The organism is Arthrobacter sp. MMS24-T111, from assembly GCF_054888995.1.
Genome location: NZ_JBTZRO010000001.1, coordinates 2,456,447 through 2,478,852 on the forward strand (window position 1 = coordinate 2,456,447; position 22,406 = coordinate 2,478,852).

Annotated in this window: 19 protein-coding genes and 2 pseudogenes; 12 read left to right on the top strand and 9 right to left on the bottom strand. The window is 64.6% G+C overall.

Annotation, left to right across the window (positions count from 1 at the left end; genetic code table 11):
• The first annotated feature begins 176 nt into the window (after positions 1–176).
• From ACX5I6_RS11590 to ACX5I6_RS11605, 4 genes are all read left to right on the top strand, one after another.
• Entirely contained in the window at positions 177–1,859 is a 1,683-nt protein-coding gene (locus ACX5I6_RS11590; protein ID WP_018760326.1) for a peptide ABC transporter substrate-binding protein, read from the top strand.
• Between the two features lie 123 nt (positions 1,860–1,982).
• Positions 1,983–2,912: an ABC transporter permease gene (locus ACX5I6_RS11595; protein ID WP_018760325.1), complete on the top strand. Its 930-nt coding sequence runs from the start codon at positions 1,983–1,985 to the stop codon at positions 2,910–2,912.
• A complete protein-coding gene (locus tag ACX5I6_RS11600; RefSeq protein ID WP_018760324.1) occupies positions 2,902–3,846 on the top strand; it encodes an ABC transporter permease in 945 nt (314 codons plus the stop codon). The genes ACX5I6_RS11595 and ACX5I6_RS11600 overlap by 11 nt, the downstream gene beginning before the upstream one ends.
• 11 nt (positions 3,847–3,857) lie before the next feature.
• Positions 3,858–5,564 carry a dipeptide ABC transporter ATP-binding protein gene (locus ACX5I6_RS11605; RefSeq protein ID WP_018760323.1) on the top strand — a complete coding sequence of 569 codons (1,707 nt, stop codon included), beginning with the start codon at positions 3,858–3,860 and terminating at the stop codon, positions 5,562–5,564.
• A 58-nt stretch (positions 5,565–5,622) separates the two neighbouring features.
• Here the strand turns inward: ACX5I6_RS11605 and ACX5I6_RS11610 are convergent, their stop codons facing one another.
• Positions 5,623–6,504: an SGNH/GDSL hydrolase family protein gene (locus ACX5I6_RS11610; RefSeq protein WP_018760322.1), complete on the bottom strand. Its 882-nt coding sequence runs from the start codon at positions 6,502–6,504 to the stop codon at positions 5,623–5,625.
• A gap of 273 nt (positions 6,505–6,777) precedes the next feature.
• Here ACX5I6_RS11610 and typA point away from each other — a divergent pair, with 273 nt between their 5' ends.
• Entirely contained in the window at positions 6,778–8,706 is a 1,929-nt protein-coding gene (typA, locus tag ACX5I6_RS11615; protein WP_018760321.1) for a translational GTPase TypA, read from the top strand.
• 134 nt (positions 8,707–8,840) lie between these two features.
• Here the strand turns inward: typA and ACX5I6_RS11620 are convergent, their stop codons facing one another.
• A complete protein-coding gene (locus ACX5I6_RS11620; RefSeq protein ID WP_018760320.1) occupies positions 8,841–9,077 on the bottom strand; it encodes a putative acetyltransferase in 237 nt (78 codons plus the stop codon).
• A 136-nt stretch (positions 9,078–9,213) separates the two neighbouring features.
• Here ACX5I6_RS11620 and fdxA point away from each other — a divergent pair, with 136 nt between their 5' ends.
• The 3 genes and pseudogenes from fdxA (at position 9,214) to ACX5I6_RS11635 (ending at position 12,230) form a co-directional block, all read left to right on the top strand.
• Positions 9,214–9,540 (top strand): ferredoxin, encoded by a 327-nt coding sequence (fdxA, locus tag ACX5I6_RS11625; protein WP_009356972.1) that lies wholly within the window; start codon positions 9,214–9,216, stop codon positions 9,538–9,540.
• Between the two features lie 14 nt (positions 9,541–9,554).
• A complete protein-coding gene (dapC, locus tag ACX5I6_RS11630) occupies positions 9,555–10,694 on the top strand; it encodes a succinyldiaminopimelate transaminase (protein WP_461840567.1) in 1,140 nt (379 codons plus the stop codon).
• Positions 10,695–10,944: 250 nt separating this feature from the next.
• Positions 10,945–12,230 (top strand): annotated as a pseudogene (locus tag ACX5I6_RS11635) (citrate synthase).
• 145 nt (positions 12,231–12,375) lie between these two features.
• Here ACX5I6_RS11635 and galE read toward each other — a convergent pair.
• Positions 12,376–13,389, bottom strand: a complete 1,014-nt coding sequence (gene galE, locus ACX5I6_RS11640) for a UDP-glucose 4-epimerase GalE (RefSeq protein ID WP_461840568.1) — start codon at positions 13,387–13,389, stop codon at positions 12,376–12,378.
• 100 nt (positions 13,390–13,489) lie between these two features.
• Between galE and ACX5I6_RS11645 the strand changes: the two are divergent.
• Both ACX5I6_RS11645 and ACX5I6_RS11650 read left to right on the top strand, forming a co-directional pair.
• Positions 13,490–14,094 (top strand): annotated as a pseudogene (locus ACX5I6_RS11645) (TetR/AcrR family transcriptional regulator).
• Positions 14,095–14,210: 116 nt separating this feature from the next.
• Complete coding sequence (locus tag ACX5I6_RS11650) at positions 14,211–14,822, top strand: hypothetical protein (RefSeq protein WP_018760314.1); 612 nt, start codon at positions 14,211–14,213, stop codon at positions 14,820–14,822.
• Positions 14,823–14,832: 10 nt separating this feature from the next.
• Here ACX5I6_RS11650 and ACX5I6_RS11655 read toward each other — a convergent pair whose 3' ends face one another.
• Complete coding sequence (locus tag ACX5I6_RS11655) at positions 14,833–15,690, bottom strand: hypothetical protein (protein WP_461840569.1); 858 nt, start codon at positions 15,688–15,690, stop codon at positions 14,833–14,835.
• Between the two features lie 7 nt (positions 15,691–15,697).
• A complete protein-coding gene (gene dapD, locus ACX5I6_RS11660; protein WP_461840570.1) occupies positions 15,698–16,720 on the bottom strand; it encodes a 2,3,4,5-tetrahydropyridine-2,6-dicarboxylate N-succinyltransferase in 1,023 nt (340 codons plus the stop codon).
• A gap of 51 nt (positions 16,721–16,771) precedes the next feature.
• Here dapD and dapE point away from each other — a divergent pair, with 51 nt between their 5' ends.
• Positions 16,772–17,941 (top strand): succinyl-diaminopimelate desuccinylase, encoded by a 1,170-nt coding sequence (dapE, locus tag ACX5I6_RS11665; RefSeq protein ID WP_461840571.1) that lies wholly within the window; start codon positions 16,772–16,774, stop codon positions 17,939–17,941.
• Positions 17,942–18,017: 76 nt separating this feature from the next.
• Here the strand turns inward: dapE and ACX5I6_RS11670 are convergent, their stop codons facing one another.
• The 4 genes from ACX5I6_RS11670 to ACX5I6_RS11685 form a co-directional block, all read right to left on the bottom strand.
• The gene (locus ACX5I6_RS11670) at positions 18,018–18,869 is read right to left on the bottom strand and encodes an amino acid ABC transporter permease (protein WP_461840572.1); all 852 of its coding nucleotides are present in this window, start codon (positions 18,867–18,869) and stop codon (positions 18,018–18,020) included.
• Positions 18,866–19,513, bottom strand: coding sequence for an amino acid ABC transporter permease (locus tag ACX5I6_RS11675; protein ID WP_285248740.1), 648 nt, complete (start codon positions 19,511–19,513; stop codon positions 18,866–18,868). Before ACX5I6_RS11675 ends, ACX5I6_RS11670 begins: the two co-directional genes overlap by 4 nt.
• 62 nt (positions 19,514–19,575) lie before the next feature.
• Complete coding sequence (locus ACX5I6_RS11680; protein WP_387456951.1) at positions 19,576–20,478, bottom strand: glutamate ABC transporter substrate-binding protein; 903 nt, start codon at positions 20,476–20,478, stop codon at positions 19,576–19,578.
• A gap of 52 nt (positions 20,479–20,530) precedes the next feature.
• A complete protein-coding gene (locus tag ACX5I6_RS11685; RefSeq protein ID WP_461840573.1) occupies positions 20,531–21,286 on the bottom strand; it encodes an amino acid ABC transporter ATP-binding protein in 756 nt (251 codons plus the stop codon).
• A gap of 104 nt (positions 21,287–21,390) precedes the next feature.
• Between ACX5I6_RS11685 and ACX5I6_RS11690 the strand changes: the two genes are divergently transcribed.
• Entirely contained in the window at positions 21,391–22,173 is a 783-nt protein-coding gene (locus ACX5I6_RS11690) for an LOG family protein (RefSeq protein ID WP_133831014.1), read from the top strand.
• Positions 22,174–22,406 lie beyond the last annotated feature (233 nt).

Genomic DNA, 22,406 nt, shown 5'->3' on the forward strand with positions numbered 1-22,406 from the left:
CGCGGGGTATTTGACTGCTCCGATCACGGTTTGGCAACGGAGTACCAGTATCCGGACTTCGTGCGGTTAGGCTAACCCGTATATGTAGGTTTCGTCACAGCACTCAGCTGTGTCCAGCCTGCGGGGAAGCACAAGATTTCCCCAATATCTCTCTCCCACAACTCATAGGAGGCGGAATGCGTTTTACGCGCACTTCCAAAGCACTGGGCATCGTGGCAATCGCCGCGCTTGCCCTGACCGGGTGCGGCGGCGGCGGCAGCACTGGCGGGTCCAGCACTGCTGCCGGCGATCCGAACAAGGTCATCACCGCTTACAGCAACGAGCCACAAAACCCGTTGCTGCCGGCGAACACCAATGAGGTCTACGGCGGCCGCGTCGTAAACCTGCTTTTCGAAGGCCTTCGCAGCTACGACGCCAACGGCAAGGCCGTGAACGCACTGGCCGATTCCATCGAGTCGTCCGACGCGCAGAACTGGACCATCAAGGTCAAGCAGGGCACGAAGTTCACCAACGGGGAAGCCATCACGGCCAAGACCTTCGTTGACTCCTGGAACTTCGCCGCGAACTCCAAGAACCTGCAGAACAACGGCTTCTTCTTCGAGTCCATCGCCGGCTACGACGACGTCTCGGCCGTGAACTCAGTGAAGGGTGCCGACGGCAAGACCACCACCACCCCGGCTCCCAAGGCCGACACCATGTCCGGACTGCAGGCAACCGATGATTCCACCATCACGGTCAAGCTCGCCCAGCCTGAGGCCGACTGGTCCCTGCGCCTTGGCTACTCCGCTTTCTACCCGCTTCCTTCCGCTGCTCTCACCGACCCCAAGACCTTCGGTGAAAACCCGGTTGGCAACGGTCCCTATAAGTTCGAAAAGCAGGGTTCCTGGGTCCACGACCAGTCCATCACCCTGGTGAAGAACGCCGACTACAAGGGCACCCGCGAGGCCAAGAACGGCGGCGTGACCTTCAAGTTCTACACCGATCCGGGCCCCGCGTACACGGACCTGCAGTCGGACAACCTGGACATCACTGACGTCCTGCCGTCCAACGCGCTGAAGACCTACGTCAACGACTTCCCGGACCGCAACGCCACCAAGGCTGTTGCAACCGACTCCACCCTGAACATCCCGGGCTACAACCCGAACTTCCAGGGTGAAGCCGGCAAGCTGCGCCGCCAGGCTCTGTCCTACGCCATCAACCGCGAGGAAATCGCCAAGGTTGTCTTCAACGGCACCCGCACCCCGGCCAAGGCTTTCGCTCCGCCGGTCATCGACGGCTTCAAGGAAGGCCTCAAGGGCAGCGAAGTCCTGAACTTCGATCCCGCCAAGGCCAAGGACCTGTGGGCCCAGGCCGACAAGATCCAGCCCTACGACGCTTCCAAGCCGCTCCAGATTGCCTCCAACACTGACGGTGGCAACAAGGAATGGATCGACGCTGTTGCCAACGGCTTCAAGAACAACCTCGGCATCCAGGCTGAAATCCAGCCGTTCGCCAAGTTCGCCGAGGTCCTCAACCTGCGCAAGTCCCAGCAGCTGCCGGGCCTGACCCGCGCCGGCTGGCAGGGTGACTACCCGTCGCTCTACAACTTCCTGGGACCCGTATGGGCCACGGGCGCTTCCTCCAACTACGAAAAGTACTCCAACCCGGAGTTCGACAAGCTGCTGAAGGAAGGCCTGGCAGCCAAGAGCACGGACGAGGCCAACGCCAAGTTCAACCAGGCCCAGGAGATCCTGTTCCAGGACCTGCCCGGCCTGCCGCTCTGGGACCAGGCACGCCCGATCGTGTGGAGCAACAACATTGTGAAGGCCGAGACCGGCTGGAACGGTGAAATCCTCTACTACGGCATCACCGCCAAGTAGGCCCAGATCTAACTTGCCGAAGGCTGATGGGGGTTCCGGTTACGTCCGGGCCCCCATTGGCTTGCAAGCGGCAGGAAGGCATTCATGAACGCGTTTTCCCCCTACCGGAAGGCAGGTGATCCTGTGATCCGGTTTATCCTGCGCCGACTCCTGCAGGTGATCCCTGTGTTCCTCGGCACGACCCTCCTGGTGTACTACATGGTGTTCGCCCTGCCCGGCGACCCCATCGCCGCGCTCTTCGGCGACCGCCAGCCCCCGCAGGCAGTTATTGACACCCTGCGCAGCCAGTACCACTTGGACCAGCCTTTCTGGGTCCAGTACGGCTTGTTCCTCAAGAACCTCTTCACCTTCAACCTGGGCAACGACTTCACCGGCCAGCCGATCGCGGCCAGCCTTGCCAGGGTCTTCCCCGTGACGGCAATGCTGGCCGTCGAAGCGTTGGCAATCCAAGCAATCTTTGGCGTTGCTTTCGGCGTCTTCGCAGGCCTGCGCCGCGGCGGCTGGTTCGATTCCACGGTCCTGGTCGCTTCGCTGGTGGTCATCGCCGTTCCCACGTTTGTGTTGGGCTTCGTCTTCCAGCTCGTTTTCGGCGTAAAGCTCGGCTGGGCAAAACCCACTGTGGGCGCCAACGCCGACTGGGTCACCCTGCTGCTGCCGGCCGTGGTCCTGGGGCTCGTCTCCTTTGCCTACGTCCTCCGCCTGACGCGCGCGTCCGTGAGCGAGAACATGAACGCCGATTATGTGCGGACCGCCACCGCCAAGGGCCTCTCGCGGCCCCGGGTGGTGTTGGCGCACATCCTGCGCAACTCGCTCATCCCGGTGGTCACCTACCTCGGCGCCAACCTTGGCGGCCTGATGGGCGGTGCCATCGTCACCGAGGGCATCTTCAACGTTCCCGGCGTAGGCAACAAGCTCTACCAGGCAGTCCTCCGCAGTGAAGGCCCCACCATCGTCTCCATCGTCAGCGTGCTGGTGCTGGTCTTCGTGGTGGCCAACCTGCTTGTTGATCTCCTGTACGCCTGGCTTGACCCGAGGATCCGCTATGACCAGTAATAAAAACCACTTTGTGGCACCCATCGACGAGACCCCGCTGCAGGCAACGGATGCCGTCAAGACTGACCAGGCCCCGCTCAGCCTGTGGGCAGACGCCTGGCGCAAGCTCCGCCGTCGTCCGCTCTTCATCATCTCGGCACTGTTGATCCTTGCCCTGGTGGTGATTGCGCTGTTCCCCGGACTGTTCACGTCCACGCCCCCCAACGAGGGCTGCGAACTGGCCAACTCCGAAGGCGGCCCCACCGCCGGGCACCCGTTCGGCTTCACCTTCCAGGGCTGCGACGTCTACTCCAGGGTTATCCACGGCACGCAAGCTTCGCTGTCCGTGGGCCTGCTCTCGGTCCTTTGCGTCCTGGTCATCGGCGTGACGCTCGGTGCCCTCGCCGGATACTACGGCGGCTGGATCGATGCCGTGCTGGCACGCCTGGGCGACATCTTCTTCGCCCTGCCGCTGGTCCTCGGTGCGCTGGTCATTACGCAGCTTCCCTTGTTCCGCGAGAACAAGAGCGTATGGACCGTAGTCTTCGTCATATCGCTCCTCGCGTGGCCGCAAATGGCCCGTATAACCCGCGGGGCGGTCATTGAAGTACGTAACTCGGACTTCGTTACGGCGGCGCGGGCGTTGGGTGTTTCCAAGTTCGGGGCACTGATCCGCCACGTCCTGCCGAATGCCCTCGCACCGATCATCGTCCTTGCGACGCTTGAACTGGGCGTGTTCATCGTGGCGGAAGCCACCCTGTCCTTCCTGGGCATCGGCCTGCCGCAGAGCATCATGTCCTGGGGCAATGACATTGCCGGTGCGCAGGCATCGATCAGGACCCGGCCGGAAATCATGCTTTACCCGGCCGCGGCGCTGTCCATCACGGTGCTCAGCTTCATCATGCTGGGCGACGCCGTGCGCGACGCCCTCGACCCGAAGAGCCGTCAGCGATGAGAGATAAAGAGATGACAACTCCAGACGTCCGCATTGATGAGGCCGGCACCACCGGGATCAGGCCGCTGCTCGAAATCCGCGACCTCGCCATCACGTTCAAGACCGGTGGCGGTGAAGTCAAGGCCGTAAGGGACGCCCACCTGACCATCATGCCCGGCGAAACCGTGGCCATCGTGGGGGAGTCCGGCTCCGGCAAGTCCACCACCGCGTTGGCGGCCATCGGCCTCCTGCCCAACAACGGCAAGGTATCCGGCGGCCAGATCCTGCTCGACGGGGAGGACATCGCCCACGCCAGCGAGCAGCGCATGATTGAACTGCGCGGCAACACCATCGGCATGGTCCCGCAGGACCCCATGTCCAACCTGAACCCGGTTTGGAAGATCGGCTACCAGGTCCGGGAAACACTGCGCGCGAACGGACGGCCCAGCGGGCCGGACGACATCGCCAAGGTGCTTTCCCAGGCCGGGCTGCCGGACGCCAAGCGCCGGGCCAACCAGTACCCGCACGAGTTCTCCGGCGGCATGCGCCAGCGCGCCCTGATCGCTATCGGCCTGTCCTGCCAACCGCGGCTGCTGATTGCCGATGAGCCGACGTCGGCCCTTGACGTGACGGTCCAGCGGCAGATCCTGGACCACCTGGAAACCATGACCAACGAACTGGGCACCTCCGTCCTGTTGATCACCCACGACCTCGGCCTGGCAGCCGAGCGCGCGGACAAGGTCGTCGTTATGTACCAGGGCCGCGTCGTTGAAGCCGGACCGTCGCTGGAACTGCTCCGCAACCCGCAGCACCCGTACACCAAGCGGCTCGTGGAGTCGGCTCCGTCCCTGGCCAGCCGCCGTATCCAGGTGGCGAAGGAACAGGGTGTGGAGACGACAGACCTGCTGGCGCCTGCCGCCGAGACGGCGAAGTCCGATACCTTCCTGCAGATCCAGGACCTGCGGAAGGTGTACAAGCTCCGCCAGGGGCTGGGCAAGGCGGCGGATTTCGCGGCCGTCGACGGCGTGAGCTTCGACGTCCGGCGCGGAACCACGACGGCGATCGTGGGGGAGTCGGGGTCTGGTAAGTCCACGGTGGCCAAGATGGTGCTCCAGCTTGAGAAGCCGACGGACGGCAGGATCCTTTTCGACGGCGTCGACACCTCGGCGCTGAAGCCGGCCGAACTGTTCAAGTTCCGCAGGCGGGTCCAGCCGATCTTCCAGGACCCGTATGGCTCGCTCGATCCGATGTACAACATCTACCGCACGATCGAAGAACCGTTGCGGGTCCACAAGATCGGCGACCAGGCCAGCCGGGAAAAGAAAGTCCGGACTCTGCTGGACCAGGTGGCGCTGCCCCAGTCCGCCATGCAGCGGTACCCGAACGAACTCTCCGGCGGTCAGCGTCAACGTGTTGCCATCGCCCGCGCCTTGGCGCTGGATCCCGAGGTGATCATCTGTGATGAGGCCGTGTCCGCCCTCGACGTCCTGGTGCAGGCGCAGGTCCTGAACCTGCTCGCCGACCTTCAGGCCAACCTTGGGCTGACCTACTTGTTCATCACCCACGACCTCGCCGTGGTGCGGCAGATCGCCGACCACGTTTGCGTGATGGAAAAGGGCAGGCTGGTGGAAACGGGCTCGACGGACGATGTCTTCGAGTCGCCCCAGCAGGACTACACGAAGGCGCTGCTCAACGCCATCCCCGGTGCGAAGTTGATGCTTCCGCCTGAGGTGGCGTAGGGCGCAGCCCATACAGGTGGAGCCGGGACCGTGGGTCCCGGCTCCACCTGTTTAAGTCTTAGTCCTGCAGTCCGCTGATGCCGCCGGGGACCGCCGCCAGGGAACCCTGGTCAGCGGCCGATGTCCGGTCCAGTTTCAACTCCCTGAGCCGTCGCTCAAGGATCCCGCCCAGGGCCACGCGACCGGCGGCGTTCATGTGGACGGAATCAGCCAGGTCCTTGGCGAGTCCGTAGCGGGTCAGCCAATCCCCGGTGGAAACAAAGGGCAGGCCGTGGGCGGCAGCCACGGACCCCACCAGCGCGTCCACTTCGCTGCGACGTCCGCCGCCGTCGTCCGCGCCGCGTGCCAACGTGCCGATCATTGCTATCCGAGTGCCGGGGTAGCGGGTTTTGAGATCGGCGATCAGCCGCCCGGCGTTGCGGACAATCTGGGTGTTGCTTGCCCCGGTGGCCGCGTCATTGCCGCCACCCTCGATGACGATCAGCGCCGGGCTGCCTGACGGGAGCAGCCAGTCCCCGCGCTCCAGGGCGTCAACGTAGTTGCCGGTGGCACCGTTTGCCGCGACGTACCCCGTGCCGCCCCGGCCGCAAAAATACACGTCGTACCCGGCAGCGGCGAGGCCCAGGCGCGGCCAGCCGTCCAGGGGTTCAGACTGGGAATCCCCGATCAGCAGGACAGTCCTGCTGATGTCCGGTACCACCGCCTCGAGCCGTCCGTTCCCGGCATTGAGCAGCCGGGACGTGGCTGCCACGTTGGTCTTCACGGCGGCGGGGGCCTGTCCACCGGACGCTGCGGCCCGCGACAGGGAACTGACCCCATCGCCGGCAGGCGCCCCGCACCCGGCGAGCCCCAGGACGGCGGAGGTTGCCAGGAGCCCGGACGCCACGATGGTGGCGGCACGGGTGGCGCCGTTGGGCGTGATGGCCGTGGCACGGGGCATCGTGGTCTCCGACTTGCTCTGAAGGTGGGGCTCTGCGTCAGAGCAATCATGCCACGCTCCCGGAAGTACCAGTGAATTTCGTCACACTTTTGCCGCTCCTGCCCTGCCACAGTGCACCCCGCGGACCCGTGGTCCCGCCGGATTTTAGGCCAACAAATGGCTCACCGGCTAGAATAGATGCAGGCGCCCTGTGCCAAGGGCCTTGTCCGTCGTGCGTTCCAGTTGGAAATGTCGCGATACAACAGCTGACTCCACTGAATCGAGCAATTACGCATGTCTGAAACCACCACCAACACCGCGGTGGCCACTGCATCCCGCAGTGACCTCCGCAATGTCGCGATTGTGGCCCACGTTGACCACGGCAAGACCACCCTGGTCGACGCCATGCTCAAGCAGACCAACTCCTTTGCCGAGCACAACCACCTCGAAGACCGCGTGATGGACTCCGGTGACCTTGAGCGTGAAAAGGGCATCACCATCCTGGCCAAGAACACCACGGTGGCCTACAACGGTCCGTCCTCCAACGGCGAGACCATCACCATCAATGTCATCGACACCCCCGGCCACGCCGACTTCGGCGGTGAGGTCGAGCGCGGCCTGTCCATGGTCGACGGCGTCGTGCTGCTCGTGGACGCCTCCGAAGGCCCGCTGCCGCAGACCCGCTTCGTGCTGCGCAAGGCCCTCGCCGCACACCTGCCGGTGATCCTGCTGGTCAACAAGACCGACCGTCCCGACGCCCGCATCGAAGAGGTCGTGCACGAGTCCATGGACCTGCTCCTGGGCCTCGCCTCCGACCTCGCGGACGAAGTTCCGGACCTGGACCTGGATAAGATCCTCGAAGTGCCGGTCGTTTATGCCGCAGCCAAGGTTGGCCGCGCCTCGCTCGAGCAGCCCGCCGACGGCACCGCTCCGGAGAACGAGGACCTGGAGCCGCTCTTCAAGACCATCATCGAGCACATCCCGGCCCCGACCTACAACCCGGAGGGTGTGCTGCAGGCACACGTCACCAACCTGGACGCCTCCCCGTTCCTCGGCCGCCTCGCACTGCTGCGCATCTACAACGGCACCCTGCGCAAGGGCCAGACCGTTGCCTGGGCCCGTGCCAACGGTGAGCTCAAAAATGTCAAGATCACCGAACTGCTGGCCACCAAGGCACTGGACCGCGTGCCGGCCGAATCCGCCGGCCCCGGTGAAATTGTGGCGGTTGCCGGTATCGAGGAAATCACCATCGGTGAGACCCTGACCGACGCCGAGAACCCGCAGCCGCTGCCGCTGATCACGGTGGATGATCCCGCGATCTCCATGACGATCGGTATCAACACCTCGCCGCTGGCCGGCAAGGTCAAGGGTGCCAAGGTCACCGCCCGCCAGGTCAAGGACCGCCTGGATAAGGAACTGATCGGTAACGTCTCCATCAAGGTACTCCCCACCGAGCGTCCCGACGCCTGGGAAGTCCAGGGCCGTGGCGAGCTGGCGCTGGCCATCCTGGTGGAGCAGATGCGCCGCGAAGGCTTCGAGCTGACCGTCGGCAAGCCGCAGGTTGTGACCAAGCTGGTGGACGGCAAGATTCACGAGCCGATGGAGCACATGACCATCGACGTGCCCGAAGAATACCTCGGTGCCGTGACGCAGCTCATGGCCGCCCGCAAGGGCCGGATGACCAACATGGCCAACCACGGCACCGGCTGGTGCCGCATGGAATTCATCGTCCCGGCCCGTGGCCTGATCGGTTTCCGCACCCGGTTCCTGACCGACACCCGCGGTGCAGGCATCGCCGCCTCCATCTCCGAAGGCTACGAGCCCTGGGCCGGTCCCATCGAGTACCGCACCAACGGCTCGATGGTTGCCGACCGCGCCGGTGTTGTGACCCCGTTCGCCATGATCAACCTGCAGGAACGCGGCTCCTTCTTCGTCAAGCCCACCTCCGAGGTGTACGAGGGCATGATCGTGGGCGAGAACTCCCGCGCCGACGACATGGATGTCAACATCACCAAGGAAAAGAAGCTCACCAACATGCGTGCGGCGTCCTCGGACACCTTCGAGAACCTGACCCCGCCGCGCGAGCTGACCCTCGAAGAGTCCCTCGAGTTCGCCCGTGAAGACGAGTGCGTTGAGGTCACCCCGGAGTCCATCCGCATCCGCAAGGTGATCCTTGACACCAACGAGCGTGCCAAGGCCAACCGCGCCCGCGCCAAGGCATAACAACGCCTGAACGCCAAGAATGCCACCGGTACTGCACCGGTGGCATTCTGCTTAACAACTGTGCTGCGCGTTTTACGGCCGTGCTGCGCGGCAATCCCGCGCCTGTTGCCCTGGGGCCGGCGCGGGAGTGGCCGTTACAGCGCGGAGCGCCGCGGGGGAGCGGGCGGGACCTCCTTGGCCGCCACCACGCGTTCCAGCGGGATGACGACGTCTGCCCGGCGGGTGCGGATGGTACAGGAACCGGCGTCGCATGCCAGCAAATGGCCCAAGGCGTCGGTCAGGCCTCCGTCAATCCGGTAACGGACCACGACGCGGGTACCAGGGGCCGCCGCGGTCAGGAACCGGGCGGGCGCGGCAACAGGCAGACTCACCAGTTCATACTAGGGTGCCGGCTAGGTTGGCGGGAACGGGCTGGGGGATAATAGGCTCAGATGTCAAGAGTCCGGCCGTGCTGCCGGACGCAAGAACCGGCGGGTCGCCGGAACCCAACGTGGAGAGGCCAGGGACGTGACGTACGTAATCGCGCAGCCGTGTGTGGATGTTAAGGACAAGGCATGCATCGAAGAATGCCCCGTGGACTGCATCTATGAGGGCGAGCGTTCGCTGTACATCCATCCGGACGAATGCGTCGACTGTGGCGCCTGCGAACCCGTCTGCCCGGTGGAAGCCATCTACTACGAAGATGACACCCCGGATGAGTGGGCTGACTACTACAAGGCGAACGTCGAGTTCTTCGATGACCTCGGATCCCCGGGCGGCGCGGCCAAGATCGGCAACACGGGCAAGGACCACCCGATGATCGCCGCCCTGCCGCCGCAGAACCAAGACCACTGACCCGGACGCGAGCCGTGACCGCAGCAGTGAATTCGTTTGGCCTGAACCTGCCCGACTACCCGTGGGAGGCTATGGCCCCCTACGTGGCCAAGGCCTCGGAACACCCGGGCGGGGCAGTAAACCTCTCCATCGGCACGCCCGTGGATCCCACCCCGCAGTTGGTTCAGGACGCACTGAAGGCCGCCGCCAACGCCCCGGGATATCCCACTGTCCATGGCACGCCGGCGCTGCGGGAAGCCATCGCGGGATGGTTCGAGCGCCGGCGCGGAGTGGCGGGCCTGGACCCCAAAAACATCATGCCTACAGTGGGTTCCAAGGAGCTCGTTGCCTGGCTCCCGCTGCTGCTCGGCCTGAAGCCCGGAGACGTCGTCGTACGCCCCAAGGTGGCCTACCCCACGTACGATATCGGTGCCACCCTGGCCGGAGTCACTTCGGTGGCCACGGACAACCTGGACGAGCTCGACGACGCCACGCGTGAACGCGTGCGCCTCATTTGGGTCAATTCCCCGGGCAACCCCACGGGCAGCGTCCGCGATGTGGAGTCCCTGAAGGCCCTGGTGATCCAGGCTCGTGAAATTGGTGCCGTGGTGGCATCGGATGAATGTTACGCAGAGCTCGGCTGGGGCGACTGGGACGTCCAGCGCGGCGGCCGGCGCGTCCCCAGCATCCTTGATCCCCACGTTGCCGGCGGCTCGCACCAGGGCCTGCTCGCCGTGTACTCGCTGAGCAAGCAGTCCAACCTGGCGGGCTACCGCGCAGCCTTCGTGGCCGGCGATCCGGACCTGATGCCCAACCTGGTCAACAGCCGCAAGCACGCGGGGATGATCGTTCCCTACCCCGTCCAGGAGGCCATGCGGGTGGCGCTGGGGGATGACACCCACGTCGAGGCCCAGAAGGACCTGTACCGGGGCCGGCGCGAACGACTGGTACCCGCGCTGCTGGACTTCGGCCTGGAGATCAAGGAGTCCGATGCCGGCCTGTACCTGTGGTCGACTGCGGGAGAGGACACGTGGGCCACGGTAGCCCGCCTGGCCGAACGAGGCATCGTGGTTGGCCCGGGCGTCTTCTACGGTGACGCCGGCAACGGCCATGTTCGGGTGGCCCTGACCGGATCCGACGAGCGGATCGATGCCGCTGTTGCACGGCTGGCCTGATCCGGCTCCAGGGACCCGTAATAATCGTGTGACTCGCCCCACATTCGGTGCATTTTAGGCCGGATGGAAAGCCTGCGGATTAGTGACACCCGCCAAGGAGCGGTACTCTTTAAGTTGACGATCAATGGTGGCTTTCTACAAGAAGGCAGCCCGGGTGTTGGAACCTGTCTTCTCAGGCTCAGTGCGCGGCTCACCTGATGTTGGATCAAGCTTTCGACAGAGGCCGAAGACGCCTCATGAAGGGGACTCCATGACTGAGACCAACAATGCTGCGACCCTGCTCCACGCAGGTGGCGAGCTGAAGCTCCCGCGCATCCAGGTTGTTGAAGGGAACGAAGGTTACGACGTCTCCAAACTGCTCAAGCAGACCGGTGCCGTGACCTTTGACCCCGGCTTCATGAACACCGCAGCAACCACCTCCGCCATCACCTACATCGACGGCGATGCGGGCATCCTGCGCTACCGCGGATACCCCATCGAGCAGCTGGCACAGCACTCCAGCTTCCTCGAGGTGTCCTACCTGCTGATCTACGGCAACCTTCCCACGCCCACCGAGCTGGATGAGTTCGACCAGAAGATCCGGCGCCACACCCTGCTGCACGAGGAGCTCAAGGGCTTCTTCGGCGGCTTCCCCGCGACGCGCACCCCATGCCGGTGCTTTCTTCCGCGGTATCCGCGCTGTCCACGTTCTACCAGGACTCGCTGGATCCGTTCAACGCCGAGCAGGTGGAGGTTTCCACCATCCGCCTGATGGCCAAGCTGCCGGTCATCGCCGCCTACGCGCACAAGAAGTCCATCGGCCAGCCCATGCTGTACCCGGACAACTCAATGAACCTCGTGGAGAACTTCCTGCGCCTCAGCTTCGGCCTGCCGGCCGAGCAGTACGAGCTGGACCCGGTCATCGTCAAGGCGCTGGACCTGCTCCTGATCCTGCACGCGGACCACGAGCAGAACTGCTCCACCTCCACGGTGCGCCTGGTGGGCTCTTCCAACGCGAACCTTTTCGCCTCTGTTTCTGCAGGCATCAACGCCCTCTTCGGCCCCGCCCACGGCGGCGCCAACGAGGCCGTCCTGAAGATGCTCCGCCAGATCCAGGCCGAGGGCCTCAAGCCCGAGGACTACATGGAAAAGGTCAAGAACAAGGAAGACGGCGTCCGCCTCATGGGCTTCGGGCACCGGGTGTACAAGAACTACGATCCGCGCGCCAAGATCGTCAAGGCCACGGCCCACGAGATCCTCACCAAGCTCGGCGGCAACGACGAGCTGCTCGAGATCGCACTCCGCCTGGAGGAGAAAGCGCTCAACGACGACTACTTCATCCAGCGCAAGCTCTACCCGAACGTGGACTTCTACACCGGCCTGATCTACAAGGCCATGGGTTTCCCGGAGAAGATGTTCACGGTCCTGTTCGCGATCGGCCGCCTGCCGGGCTGGATCGCGCAGTGGCGTGAAATGATCAGCGACCCCAACACCAAGATCGGCCGCCCGCGCCAGCTGTACATCGGTGAGCCGGAGCGTGACTACCCGGCACGCTGACCTGCTGCCGGCAACGGTTGAAGGACGACGAAACGGCCGCCCACCTTTCACAGGTGGGCGGCCGTTTCGCGTTCTGCCTCGATCGACTGCTCCGTCCTTGTCGTTTTGAGAAGTCAGAACGACAAGTACGGAGCAATCGCCGGGTTCAGCTGGCGTAGCCCTGGGGGTTGTTCTTCTGCCACCGCCAGTGGTCCTCGCACATCTGGTCCACCGTCTTGGTGGTGGACCAGCTCAAATCCGCCAGCGCGGACGTGGCGTCGGCCCAGAACGCCGGCAGGTCTCCTGCGCGGCGGCCGGTGATCTCATAGGGGATGGGCTTGCCGACGGCCTTTTCGAAGGAGCGCAGGACCTCCAGGACGGAGGAGCCCTTGCCGGAGCCCAGGTTCCAGCGGAAGACTCCAGTGCGGGCGGCAATGTGGTTCAGCGCAGCCACGTGCCCTTCGGCCAGGTCGACAACGTGGATGTAGTCCCGCAGGCAGGTACCATCCGGGGTGTCGTAGTCGCCGCCGAACACCATGAGTTTCTCGCGCCGGCCCACGGCCACTTGGGCGATGAACGGAACCAGGTTGTTGGGGATTCCCTGGGGGTCTTCGCCGATCCGGCCGGACGGGTGGGCGCCCACCGGGTTGAAGTAGCGCAGGAGTGCTATGTGCCAGCGGGTGTCCGCTGCGCCAAGGTCCGAGAGGATGTCCTCGATCTGCTCCTTGGTGCGCCCGTAGGGGTTGTTGGCACCGAGCTCCATCTTTTCCACGTACGGAATGGGGTTGTGCTCACCGTAGACGGTGGCGGAGGAGCTGAACACGATGGACCGGACGTCGTGCCGGTCCATGACGCGGATCAGGTTCAGGGTGCCCACCAGGTTGTTGTAGTAGTAGTTCAGCGGCTCCCGGACCGACTCCCCGACGGCCTTGAGGCCGGCGAAGTGGATCACGGCGTCGATGGCGGCGCCCGCAAACACTTTTTCGACGGCAGCTTCGTCCACCAGGTCGACGTGGTGGAACTCGGCGGCCTTGCCGCTGAGCTCGGCAACCCGCCGCAGCGACTCTTCGCTCGAGTTGACCAGGTTGTCGATGACAACCACGTCGTGGCCGGCTTCCTGCAGGGAAAGAACAGTGTGGGAACCGATGTAGCCGGTGCCACCTGTAACCAAGATTCTCATGCCTCAACGCTATCCCACGGCAGGCGCCGGCCGCCCCTGCTTTTCGGATGGCGGCCCGATGTGACACTCCGAAAGAAGCACAAGTGTGCTAATAAGGAGGGTGCCCAAAATTGTTGATGCAGATGCCAGGCGGCAGGACGTGGTCCAGGCGGTTCTCCGGATCATCGCCGTTGACGGGCTGGAACGCGCCTCGCTGCGTGAAGTGGCTGACGAGGCCGGCCTGGCGGTGGGCTCCGTGCGGCACTACTTTGCGGGAAGTGAAGAACTCCTCGCTTTCTCGTTCGGCGCGGTGGTGGACCGCATCGTCGGACGGCTCCAGCGACTGCTGCCCGCCGTGGACGGGGCCGTCCCGGGCAGCCCGGAACACCGCGAGGCTGTTTAACCCTGCTGGGCGGATTGCTGCCGCTGGACCAGGAGAGCGCGGTGGAGGCCTGCGCCTGGCTGGCCTTCAAGAACGCGGCACGGATCAGGCCGTTCCTTGCAGCCGTTGCGGACCGCAGCCACCGGGAGGTCGCCGCCGTTGTCGGGACGGTGGTTGCTGCGCTGCTGCCGGATGATCCGCAGGACAACCTGGTGCTGGAGGCGGAGCGGTTGTTGGCTACCTTGGACGGCCTGTGCATGCACGCTTTGCTGCAGCCGGGTTGGATGACTGCGCAAATGTGCCGCGATGTCCTTGACCGGCACCTGGACAGTCTTGCCCGGTGACGCGTACCCGGAGCATGTCCGGCACTACCGCGGATGGCCTGCGGGAATAGACTGAAAGCCGGTACGCCGGACGGCACCATGACGTCCGGCGGAAGGCGGCCAGGGAAGGACTTTGAATGCACCACGCAAGCGGTTCAGGATGGCAAATCACCACGGACACGTCCGGACCGATGATGATTGCGCTCTATGTCCGGGATGCGGCGGCCCTCAACGGCGTAGGCCGTCCAGTGCTGTCCCACGCGGCTCCCAAGATCAGGTCCGCCGACCACACCCACCTGACCGCGGAGGTTGGTGGACTCAGCGCCCTGAAGACCGAATGGGAGGCCTGGTGGGAACAACTGCTCAAGGCACACCCGCAGACGGCGCCCGAACTTTCTCCACCGGATTTTGAGGCCTTCGGCAATTCCCCGGCCCTGCAACGTGTCCTGCAGGCGCACTTCGGCTCAGCCCTCACCTGGGCCAGGGAACGCAGGAGCGAATATGCCGAGCTCGAGGGGGAACGGGTCGCCAGCGGCACCGACCAGCTGCTTGCGGAGATGGTGGATGACAGGCTGATGGAAATCGGCCGAGATTCGCGGGACTTCCGCCTGACCATCATCGAATTGCCGCTGGACGAGCAGCGGGCGTGGTACCTGGAACCGGACAAGATCATCATGAGCCAGGAACTGATGGGCCAGCCGGAGCTCTTCCGCAGCTACGTCCAGCCGGTGCTGGAAATCCTGGTCTGACCCCGCAGGCTCACCCGCCGCCGTCGCCCTGCCGCAGCGTGATGCGTACCTGCCCGGCCGCCGTGGTTGAATCCTGCCAGCCCTCGCCGCCTGAACGCTGCCACGCCCGCCCGGCAACATCAACGCGGGTCACCGCCATGTCCTTGGCGTTGGCCACTGCCCACTGGGCAATGGACCACGCCATCGTTCCGTCGGCTTCCACCACCAGGGTGGCGCCGTCTGCCCGCGAATCCACGCCGCCGTAGGCCTGCTCCAGTTCGCCCGCAACCGCGGCCGCATCCCCCGCGGCGGTGGCCGAGCGCAGCGTGCACTTGACCCCCTCCGGTGTCTGGCCGGTCAAGGCGGAGGCAAACGCCCGCCCCATTTCCTCGTGCTGGGCGTAGGCCTCGGGATGGGCGGAGCGCTGGACACGCTGGGCGGCGTCGGTGATGTCGAGCGTCTCGTACCCTGGAATTTTCACCAGAGCGTCGTAGAAAGCGTTCACGGCGTAGTACGGGTCCATGATTTGCGCTTCACTGCCCCAGCCCTGGGAAGGCCGCTGTTGGAAGAGCCCCCGCGAATCCGGCCCGGCTTGGTCCCCGTGGCCGATGTTGCGCAGCTTTGACTCCTGCATGGCAGTGGCGAGGGCGATGGTGGCAGCGCGGGGCGGCAATCCACGCCGCACCGCCACGGCGGTGATGAGGGCGGCGTTGGCCGCCTGGTCCGGCGCCAGCTCACCGGTGCGGTTGCCCGCAGAAGCGGTGCAGCGTTCCGAAACGAGGGTTTCGGAACGCTGCACGAAGTACACCGCGGTATAGATGCCGCCCGCTGCCAGCGCGAGGGCAAGCAGCAGCACCGCCAGGCGGCGCAGGCCGCGTTTTCGTCCCACCCGCGGATCAGTTGGCGTGCAGGGCGTCGTTCAACTCAACGGTTTGGCCGGCGCGGGGGAGCGCCTCGACGGCGCCGGTGGTGGAGTTGCGGCGGAACAGCAGGTTGGGCACGCCCGAGAGTTCAGCGGCCTTGACGATCTTAATGGTGTCTTCGCCGACCTCGTCCTTGGGACCGGGGATGCGCACCCGGGTGCCCGCCGTGACGTAGAGGCCGGCTTCGACGACGGAGTCATCGCCGATGCTGATACCCACGCCGGAGTTGGCACCGAGCAGCACACGCTCACCGATGGTGATCTTTTCCTTGCCGCCTCCGGACAAGGTGCCCATGATGGATGCGCCGCCGCCGACATCGCTGCCGTCGCCGGTCACGACGCCGGCCGATATGCGGCCTTCCACCATGGAGGTCCCCAGGGTTCCGGCGTTGAAATTGACGAAGCCCTCGTGCATGACGGTGGTGCCGGCGGCCAGGTGTGCACCAAGGCGGACCCTGTCGGCGTCGGCAATCCGCACACCGGTGGGCACCACGTAGTCCACCATCCGCGGGAACTTGTCGATGCCGTAGACGGTGACGGCGCCGCGCCGGCGGAGCCTGGCGCGGGTCAGTTCGAAGCCGTCGACGGCGGCGGGGCCGAAGTTGGTCCACACGACGTTGGGGAGCTTGCCGAAGATGCCGTCGAGGTTGATGGTGTTGGGCTTGACCAGACGGTGCGAAAGGAGGTGCAGGCGGAGGTAGGCGTCGGCGGTGTCCGCGGGGGCTTCATCGAGGTTGATCTGGACGAACACGACCTTCTGCTCGGTACCGCGGTCCTCGTCTGCGCCGTTCTCGGCAATGCGGGTCAGGGTTTCGTCGGCGTGCTCCACCGAGCGGAGGTTCTCGGCGGCGACACCAAGCGCCGGTGCCGGGAACCAGACGTCCAGGACGCTTGCATCGCCGGTGGCGATGGTGGCAACACCAAAGCCGTGGGCGGAACGGTCATCGGTGTCAGGGGTGAGGGTTTCGGGCACGGCAGAGGAAGCGGTCTCAGTCATGTGCTCCAGTCTATCGAGGGGCGGGCAGGCGGTTCGAACTAGACTGGCTTCGTGACTGCTGAAACCGCCCCTGACTCGTCCCTGTCCATCCTTGACCTGCACCAGGACGTGGCGTTGCTGACTGCAGCGGTGATGGACATCAACAGCGTGTCCGGCAATGAGAAGCAACTGGCGGACGCTGTGGAGGCCGCACTGGCCGGGATTCCCCAGCTGCGGGTGGTGCGTGATGGGGACGCCATCATCGCCCGCACCGAACTCGGCCTGGGCGAGCGCGTGATCCTGGCCGGCCACCTGGACACCGTCCCGCTGCCCCTGACCGAGGGCTCCCGCGGTACGGTCCCCTCGACGTGGGACTCCGGAGTTCCGGGTGAGGGTGTCCTCTACGGCCGTGGCGCCACCGACATGAAGGGCGGCGTGGCGGTCCAGCTGGCCCTGGCGGCAGGCTTGTTCGACGGCGGCCGGCAGCCCCGGCGGGACGTCACCTTTGTCTTCTACGACCATGAAGAAGTGGAAGCGGTGAAGAGCGGCCTGGGACGCCTGGTCCGGAACCACGGCGACTTGTTGGAGGGCGACTTCGCCATCCTGCTGGAACCGACGGACGGCACGGTGGAAGGCGGCTGCAACGGAACCAGCCGGTTCGAAGCCAGCACTGTGGGGGAGGCCGCCCACTCGGCCCGCGCCTGGATGGGCAGCAACGCCATCCATGCCGCGGCGCCAATCCTGGCCCGCCTCGCCGCCTATGAGCCACGCACCGTCAACGTTGACGGCCTGGATTACCGCGAGAGCCTTAACGCGGTGAAGATCAACGGCGGTACGGCCGGCAACGTCATCCCCGACCGCTGCGTGGTGGAGATCAACTACCGGTTCGCCCCGGACAAGACCCCGGACCAGGCGGAAGCCCACGTCCGTGAGCTGCTTGCCGGCTTCGACGTGGTCCGCACCGATGCGGCTGCCGGCGCCAGGCCCGGACTTCAGCACCCGGCGGCCGCCTCTTTCGTCGCCGCCGTGGGAGCTGAACCCAAACCCAAATACGGGTGGACCGACGTCGCCCGCTTCAGCGAGCTGGGTATCCCGGCGGTGAACTTCGGCCCGGGCGATCCGTTGCTCGCACACAAGGACAACGAACACGTATCCGCCGACGCAATCCGCGCCTGCCTCCGCGCACTGCAGGATTGGCTCGCCGGCCAGGACGGCGGCCTGCCGTCGAGGAACCGCCCCTGAGGGGAATGTGAAACGCGGGAAGGGCCCGGAACCGCCAGGTTCCGGGCCCTTCCCGCGTTGCGTCGCTGCCGCCTGGTTACACCTCGGCGGGAACTGCAGCCGCCGGTGTGACTGCTGCGCCGGGCTTGCGGGAAAGCCTGCGCTCCAGCCATTTTGCGAAAGCGGCCAGGATCAGGCACATCCCCACATAGAGCACCGCGGCAACAATGGCTGCCGGGATAATCGGGGATCCGTACTGGATCTGGCTGCCGAAGTACTTAGCCTGGAAGAGGATCTCGTTGTAGGTGACGATGAACCCAAGAGCGGTGTCCTTCAGGATGACAACCAGCTGGGAAATGATCACCGGAAGCATGGACCTGACGGCCTGGGGCAGCAAAATGCTGGTCATGACCTTGCTCTTGGGCAGGCCGATCGCGTATCCGGCTTCGCTCTGGCCCCGGGGCAGTGACTCTATGCCGGCCCGAAAAACCTCGGCAAGGACGGAGCCGTTGTACAGCACAAGCCCGGCGACCACAGCGGTGAATGGCGTGATCCCCTGGATTCCGATGGTGGGCAGGCCGTAGTAGAAGATCATCATGAGGATCAGCAGCGGGACGGCGCGGAACAACTCCGTGAAGCCGTAGCAGGGAGCACTGATCCATCGGCGGTCGGACAACCGGCCGAAGGCCAGAAGTACGCCGAGGACCAGGCTCAGCACGGCTGCGGTGGCGAAAGCGGAGAGGGTGGCGCCGACCGATTGGGCAATGGTCTGCTGCACCAGCGGGAAGGTGAACAACTGCCATTTCTTCGCCTCGAACTGGCCGCTCTGGGCGAAGCGCAGCACGACGAATCCGACGATCAGCAGGATCACCAAGGCCGTGACGACGCCCAGAATCCGGTACCGGGAGCGTGCCTTGGGGCCGGGGGCGTCAAAAAGGATTGAACTCATCGTGAGACCTTCCACTTTTGTTCAAGCTTTCGCTGCAGTGCGGAAAGGATGAAGACAAGGATGATGAACACCAGAGCGACCCAGAGCAGGCCGGTCAGCGCGGGTTCACCGCGCTCGGAGAGGTTTGCCCGGATGGCGCCGGCTTCAAAGACCGAGAAGCCGGCGGCGACGGTGGTGTTCTTGAGCAAGGCGATGAACACGCTGAACATCGGCGGGATGACGGCGCGGAAAGCCTGCGGCAGGATCACGAGGGTCAGGGTTTGGGTGAACGGCAAGCCGATGGCGCGGGCGGCCTCGGCCTGGCCTACGGGCACCGTGTTGATGCCGGAGCGGACCGCTTCGGCCACATAGGTGGCGGTGTACAGGCTCAAGCCAATGATGGCGGCAGTCGTGAAGTCGATCGGAACCAGGCCCAGCTTCGGATACCCGAGGGCGAAGAAGAAGAGAACCAGGGTCAGCGGGGTGTTGCGCACCACGTTGACGTAGAGCGTTGCCGTGGCGCGCATGGCGGGAACGGGGGAGACCCGGAGCGCGGCGACGACGGTCCCGAGGACCAAGGCGAAAATCGCGGAGAAGAAGAAAAGTATGAGTGTGTTCCGGAAACCCGTAATAAAGAGATCCGAATTGTTCAGCAGCGTATTCACAGAATCGTCGCTTTCGACAGTGGAAGAGGGGGCGGCTGCGTGGCCGCCCCCTCAACTTTGGTTTAGTAGTTCTCTACCTTGGGCTGTTCGACCTTCGTGCCGGACTGGCCCAGCGTCTGGTCGTAGATCTTCTGCCACACAGAGTTACCGTCGGTGAACGTCTTGTTCATGAACTGGCGCAGCGCGGTGTCGCCCTTCTTCAGGCCGACGCCGTACTTTTCAGTGGTGAACGGCTGGCCGACTACCTTCAGGCTGTCCGGTTCCTGGGCGGCGTAGCCGAGCAGGATGGCCTGGTCCGTGGTGACGGCGTCAACCTGGCCGCTCTTGAGCGCCTCGACGCACTGCGAGTAGGTATCGAACTCGGTGGTCTTGGTGCCCGGGAAGTTTGCCTTGATGTTCTGGATCGGGGTGGAACCCGTGGCCGAGCAGACGTTCTTGCCCGAGAGGTCCTTCTCGCTGTTGATGCTGGAGTTGTCCTTCTTCACCAGCAGGCCCTGACCGGTGACGAAGTACGGTCCGGCGAAGTCGATCAGCTGCTTGCGCTTGTCCGTGATGGAGTAGGTGCCCACGTAGTAGTCGATGTCGCCGTTGGTGATGGCGGACTCGCGGTTGGCGGACGGAATCGGCTTGAACTCGATCTTGTCCTTGCTCACGCCCAGGGATGCTGCCATCCACTTCGCGATTTCGATGTCGAATCCGGTGTACTCACCGGTCGCTGCGTCCTTGAAGCCAAGGCCGGGCTGGTCCTGCTTGACGCCGATGCGGACCTTGCCGCTGGACTTGATCGCGTCGTAGGTGGGGCTGCCCGTGAGGGTGACGTTGTCAGCCACCTTGTACGGAGTTTCGTCCGCGCCGGAGGAAGCGGTGCCGCCGCCACCGGAACCACCACAGGCGCTGAGGGAAAGAGCCAGCGCCGCGGTTGCTGCGACAAACAATGGCTTCTTTCGGGTAAAGAAGTTCTTCATCAGGTACCTTTCATTGGCCGGCCGCCGTGGCGGCAGGAGGGGTGCGGGGTGCTTAGTGGGTGAGGAGCTTGGACAGGAAGTCCTTGGCGCGGTCGCTCTTCGGGTTGGTGAAGAATTCCTCCGGCGCCTCGTCTTCGACAATCTGGCCGTCGGCCATGAAGACCACGCGGTCGGCAGCCTTGCGGGCGAAGCCCATCTCGTGGGTGACCACGATCATGGTCATGCCTTCCTTGGCCAGCTGCACCATGACGTCCAGGACCTCGTTGATCATTTCCGGGTCGAGCGCAGAGGTGGGCTCGTCGAACAGCATGACCTTCGGCTTCATTGCCAAGGCACGGGCAATTGCGACGCGCTGCTGCTGGCCGCCGGAGAGCTGGGCGGGAAGCTTCGGCGCCTGCTGGCCGACGCCGACGCGCTCCAGCAGGGCCATGGCCTCTTTTTCAGCCTCCGCCTTGGACACGCCCTTGACCTTGATGGGTCCAAGGGTGACGTTTTCAAGGATGGTCTTGTGGGCGAAAAGGTTGAACGACTGGAAAACCATTCCGACGTCGGCACGGAGCTTGGCCAGCTCCTTGCCTTCTTCCGGCAGGACTTTCCCGTCGATGCTGATGGTTCCGCCCTCGATGGTCTCCAGGCGGTTGATCGCCCGGCAGAGGGTGGACTTACCGGAACCCGAAGGTCCGATGACCACAACAACCTCGCCCTTGCGGACCTGGAGGTTGATGTCCTTCAGAACGTGCAGCTGGCCGTAATGCTTATTAACGGCGTTCAGGGAGACGAGGGCATCGCCGGGCACATGAGTAGTCATAGGAAAGAATCTAGCGAACAACGGTGGGTTATGACGCCAATCACCCCAAGTTCATGCCGATCGTGATTCAAGAGATACCTGGAGCCGGAGGTTAGCCTAGGGGAATGAGTACCAACGCTGATCCGGCCAAGACAACCCAGCCACGCCGCAAAGGGCCCCTTGAACTGCGCCGCAAGCAGGCTGCCGTGGAAATGTCCGACCAGCATCTGCTCGATACCAAGGGCCCCGGCCAGTTCGTCCACACCGACCCCTGGCGGGTCCTGCGGATCCAGAGCGAATTCGTCGAAGGATTCGGTGCGCTGGCGGACATCGGAAAGGCCGTCAGCGTTTTTGGTTCGGCCCGCACCAAGCCCGGCAGCAAGTACTACGAAATGGGCGTCGAAGTGGGGCGCAAGCTCGCCGAGGCCGGCGTGGCGGTTATTACCGGCGGCGGACCCGGATCCATGGAAGCGGCCAACCGGGGAACGGTGGAAGGCAACGGCGTCTCCGTGGGCCTGGGCATTGAGCTGCCCTTCGAGCAGGGCCTGAACCAGTGGGTGGACCTGGGCATCAACTTCCGCTATTTCTTTGCCCGCAAGACCATGTTCGTCAAGTACGCGCAGGGCTTTATCGTGCTGCCGGGCGGCCTGGGCACCCTGGATGAGCTGTTCGAGGCCATGGTCCTGGTCCAGACGCGGAAGGTGACGTCCTTCCCGATCGTGCTCCTGGGCGTCGAATTCTGGGGGCCGATGATCGAATGGATCCGGGGCACCCTGGTGGCCGAGGGAATGGTCTCGGAGAAGGACCTGGACCTGATCCAGCTCGTTGACGATCCCGCCGAAGCGGTGGACCGTGTACTTCACGTTGCCGTGACCCCCTCCTTGAACGGTGAGCAGAGGCCGGAGTAGTACAGGGACCACGGCCTGGTACGGTTCCGTGCCGTGGGCCGCGGACCGGCGGGATGGATCTGGCACGATGGGACAGTGAGTTTCTTTCTGGTATTCCTCGCCGTGGTCCTGGTAGCCGCGGTCCTGTGGGCCGGCCTGGGCCGGCGCTCCCGCGGCACCGGCGGTGCCGGGCTGCCTGCACTGCTGGGTGCCGGCCTCGAGGACCCGCCCGCAAACCTCCCACCGGTTTTGCT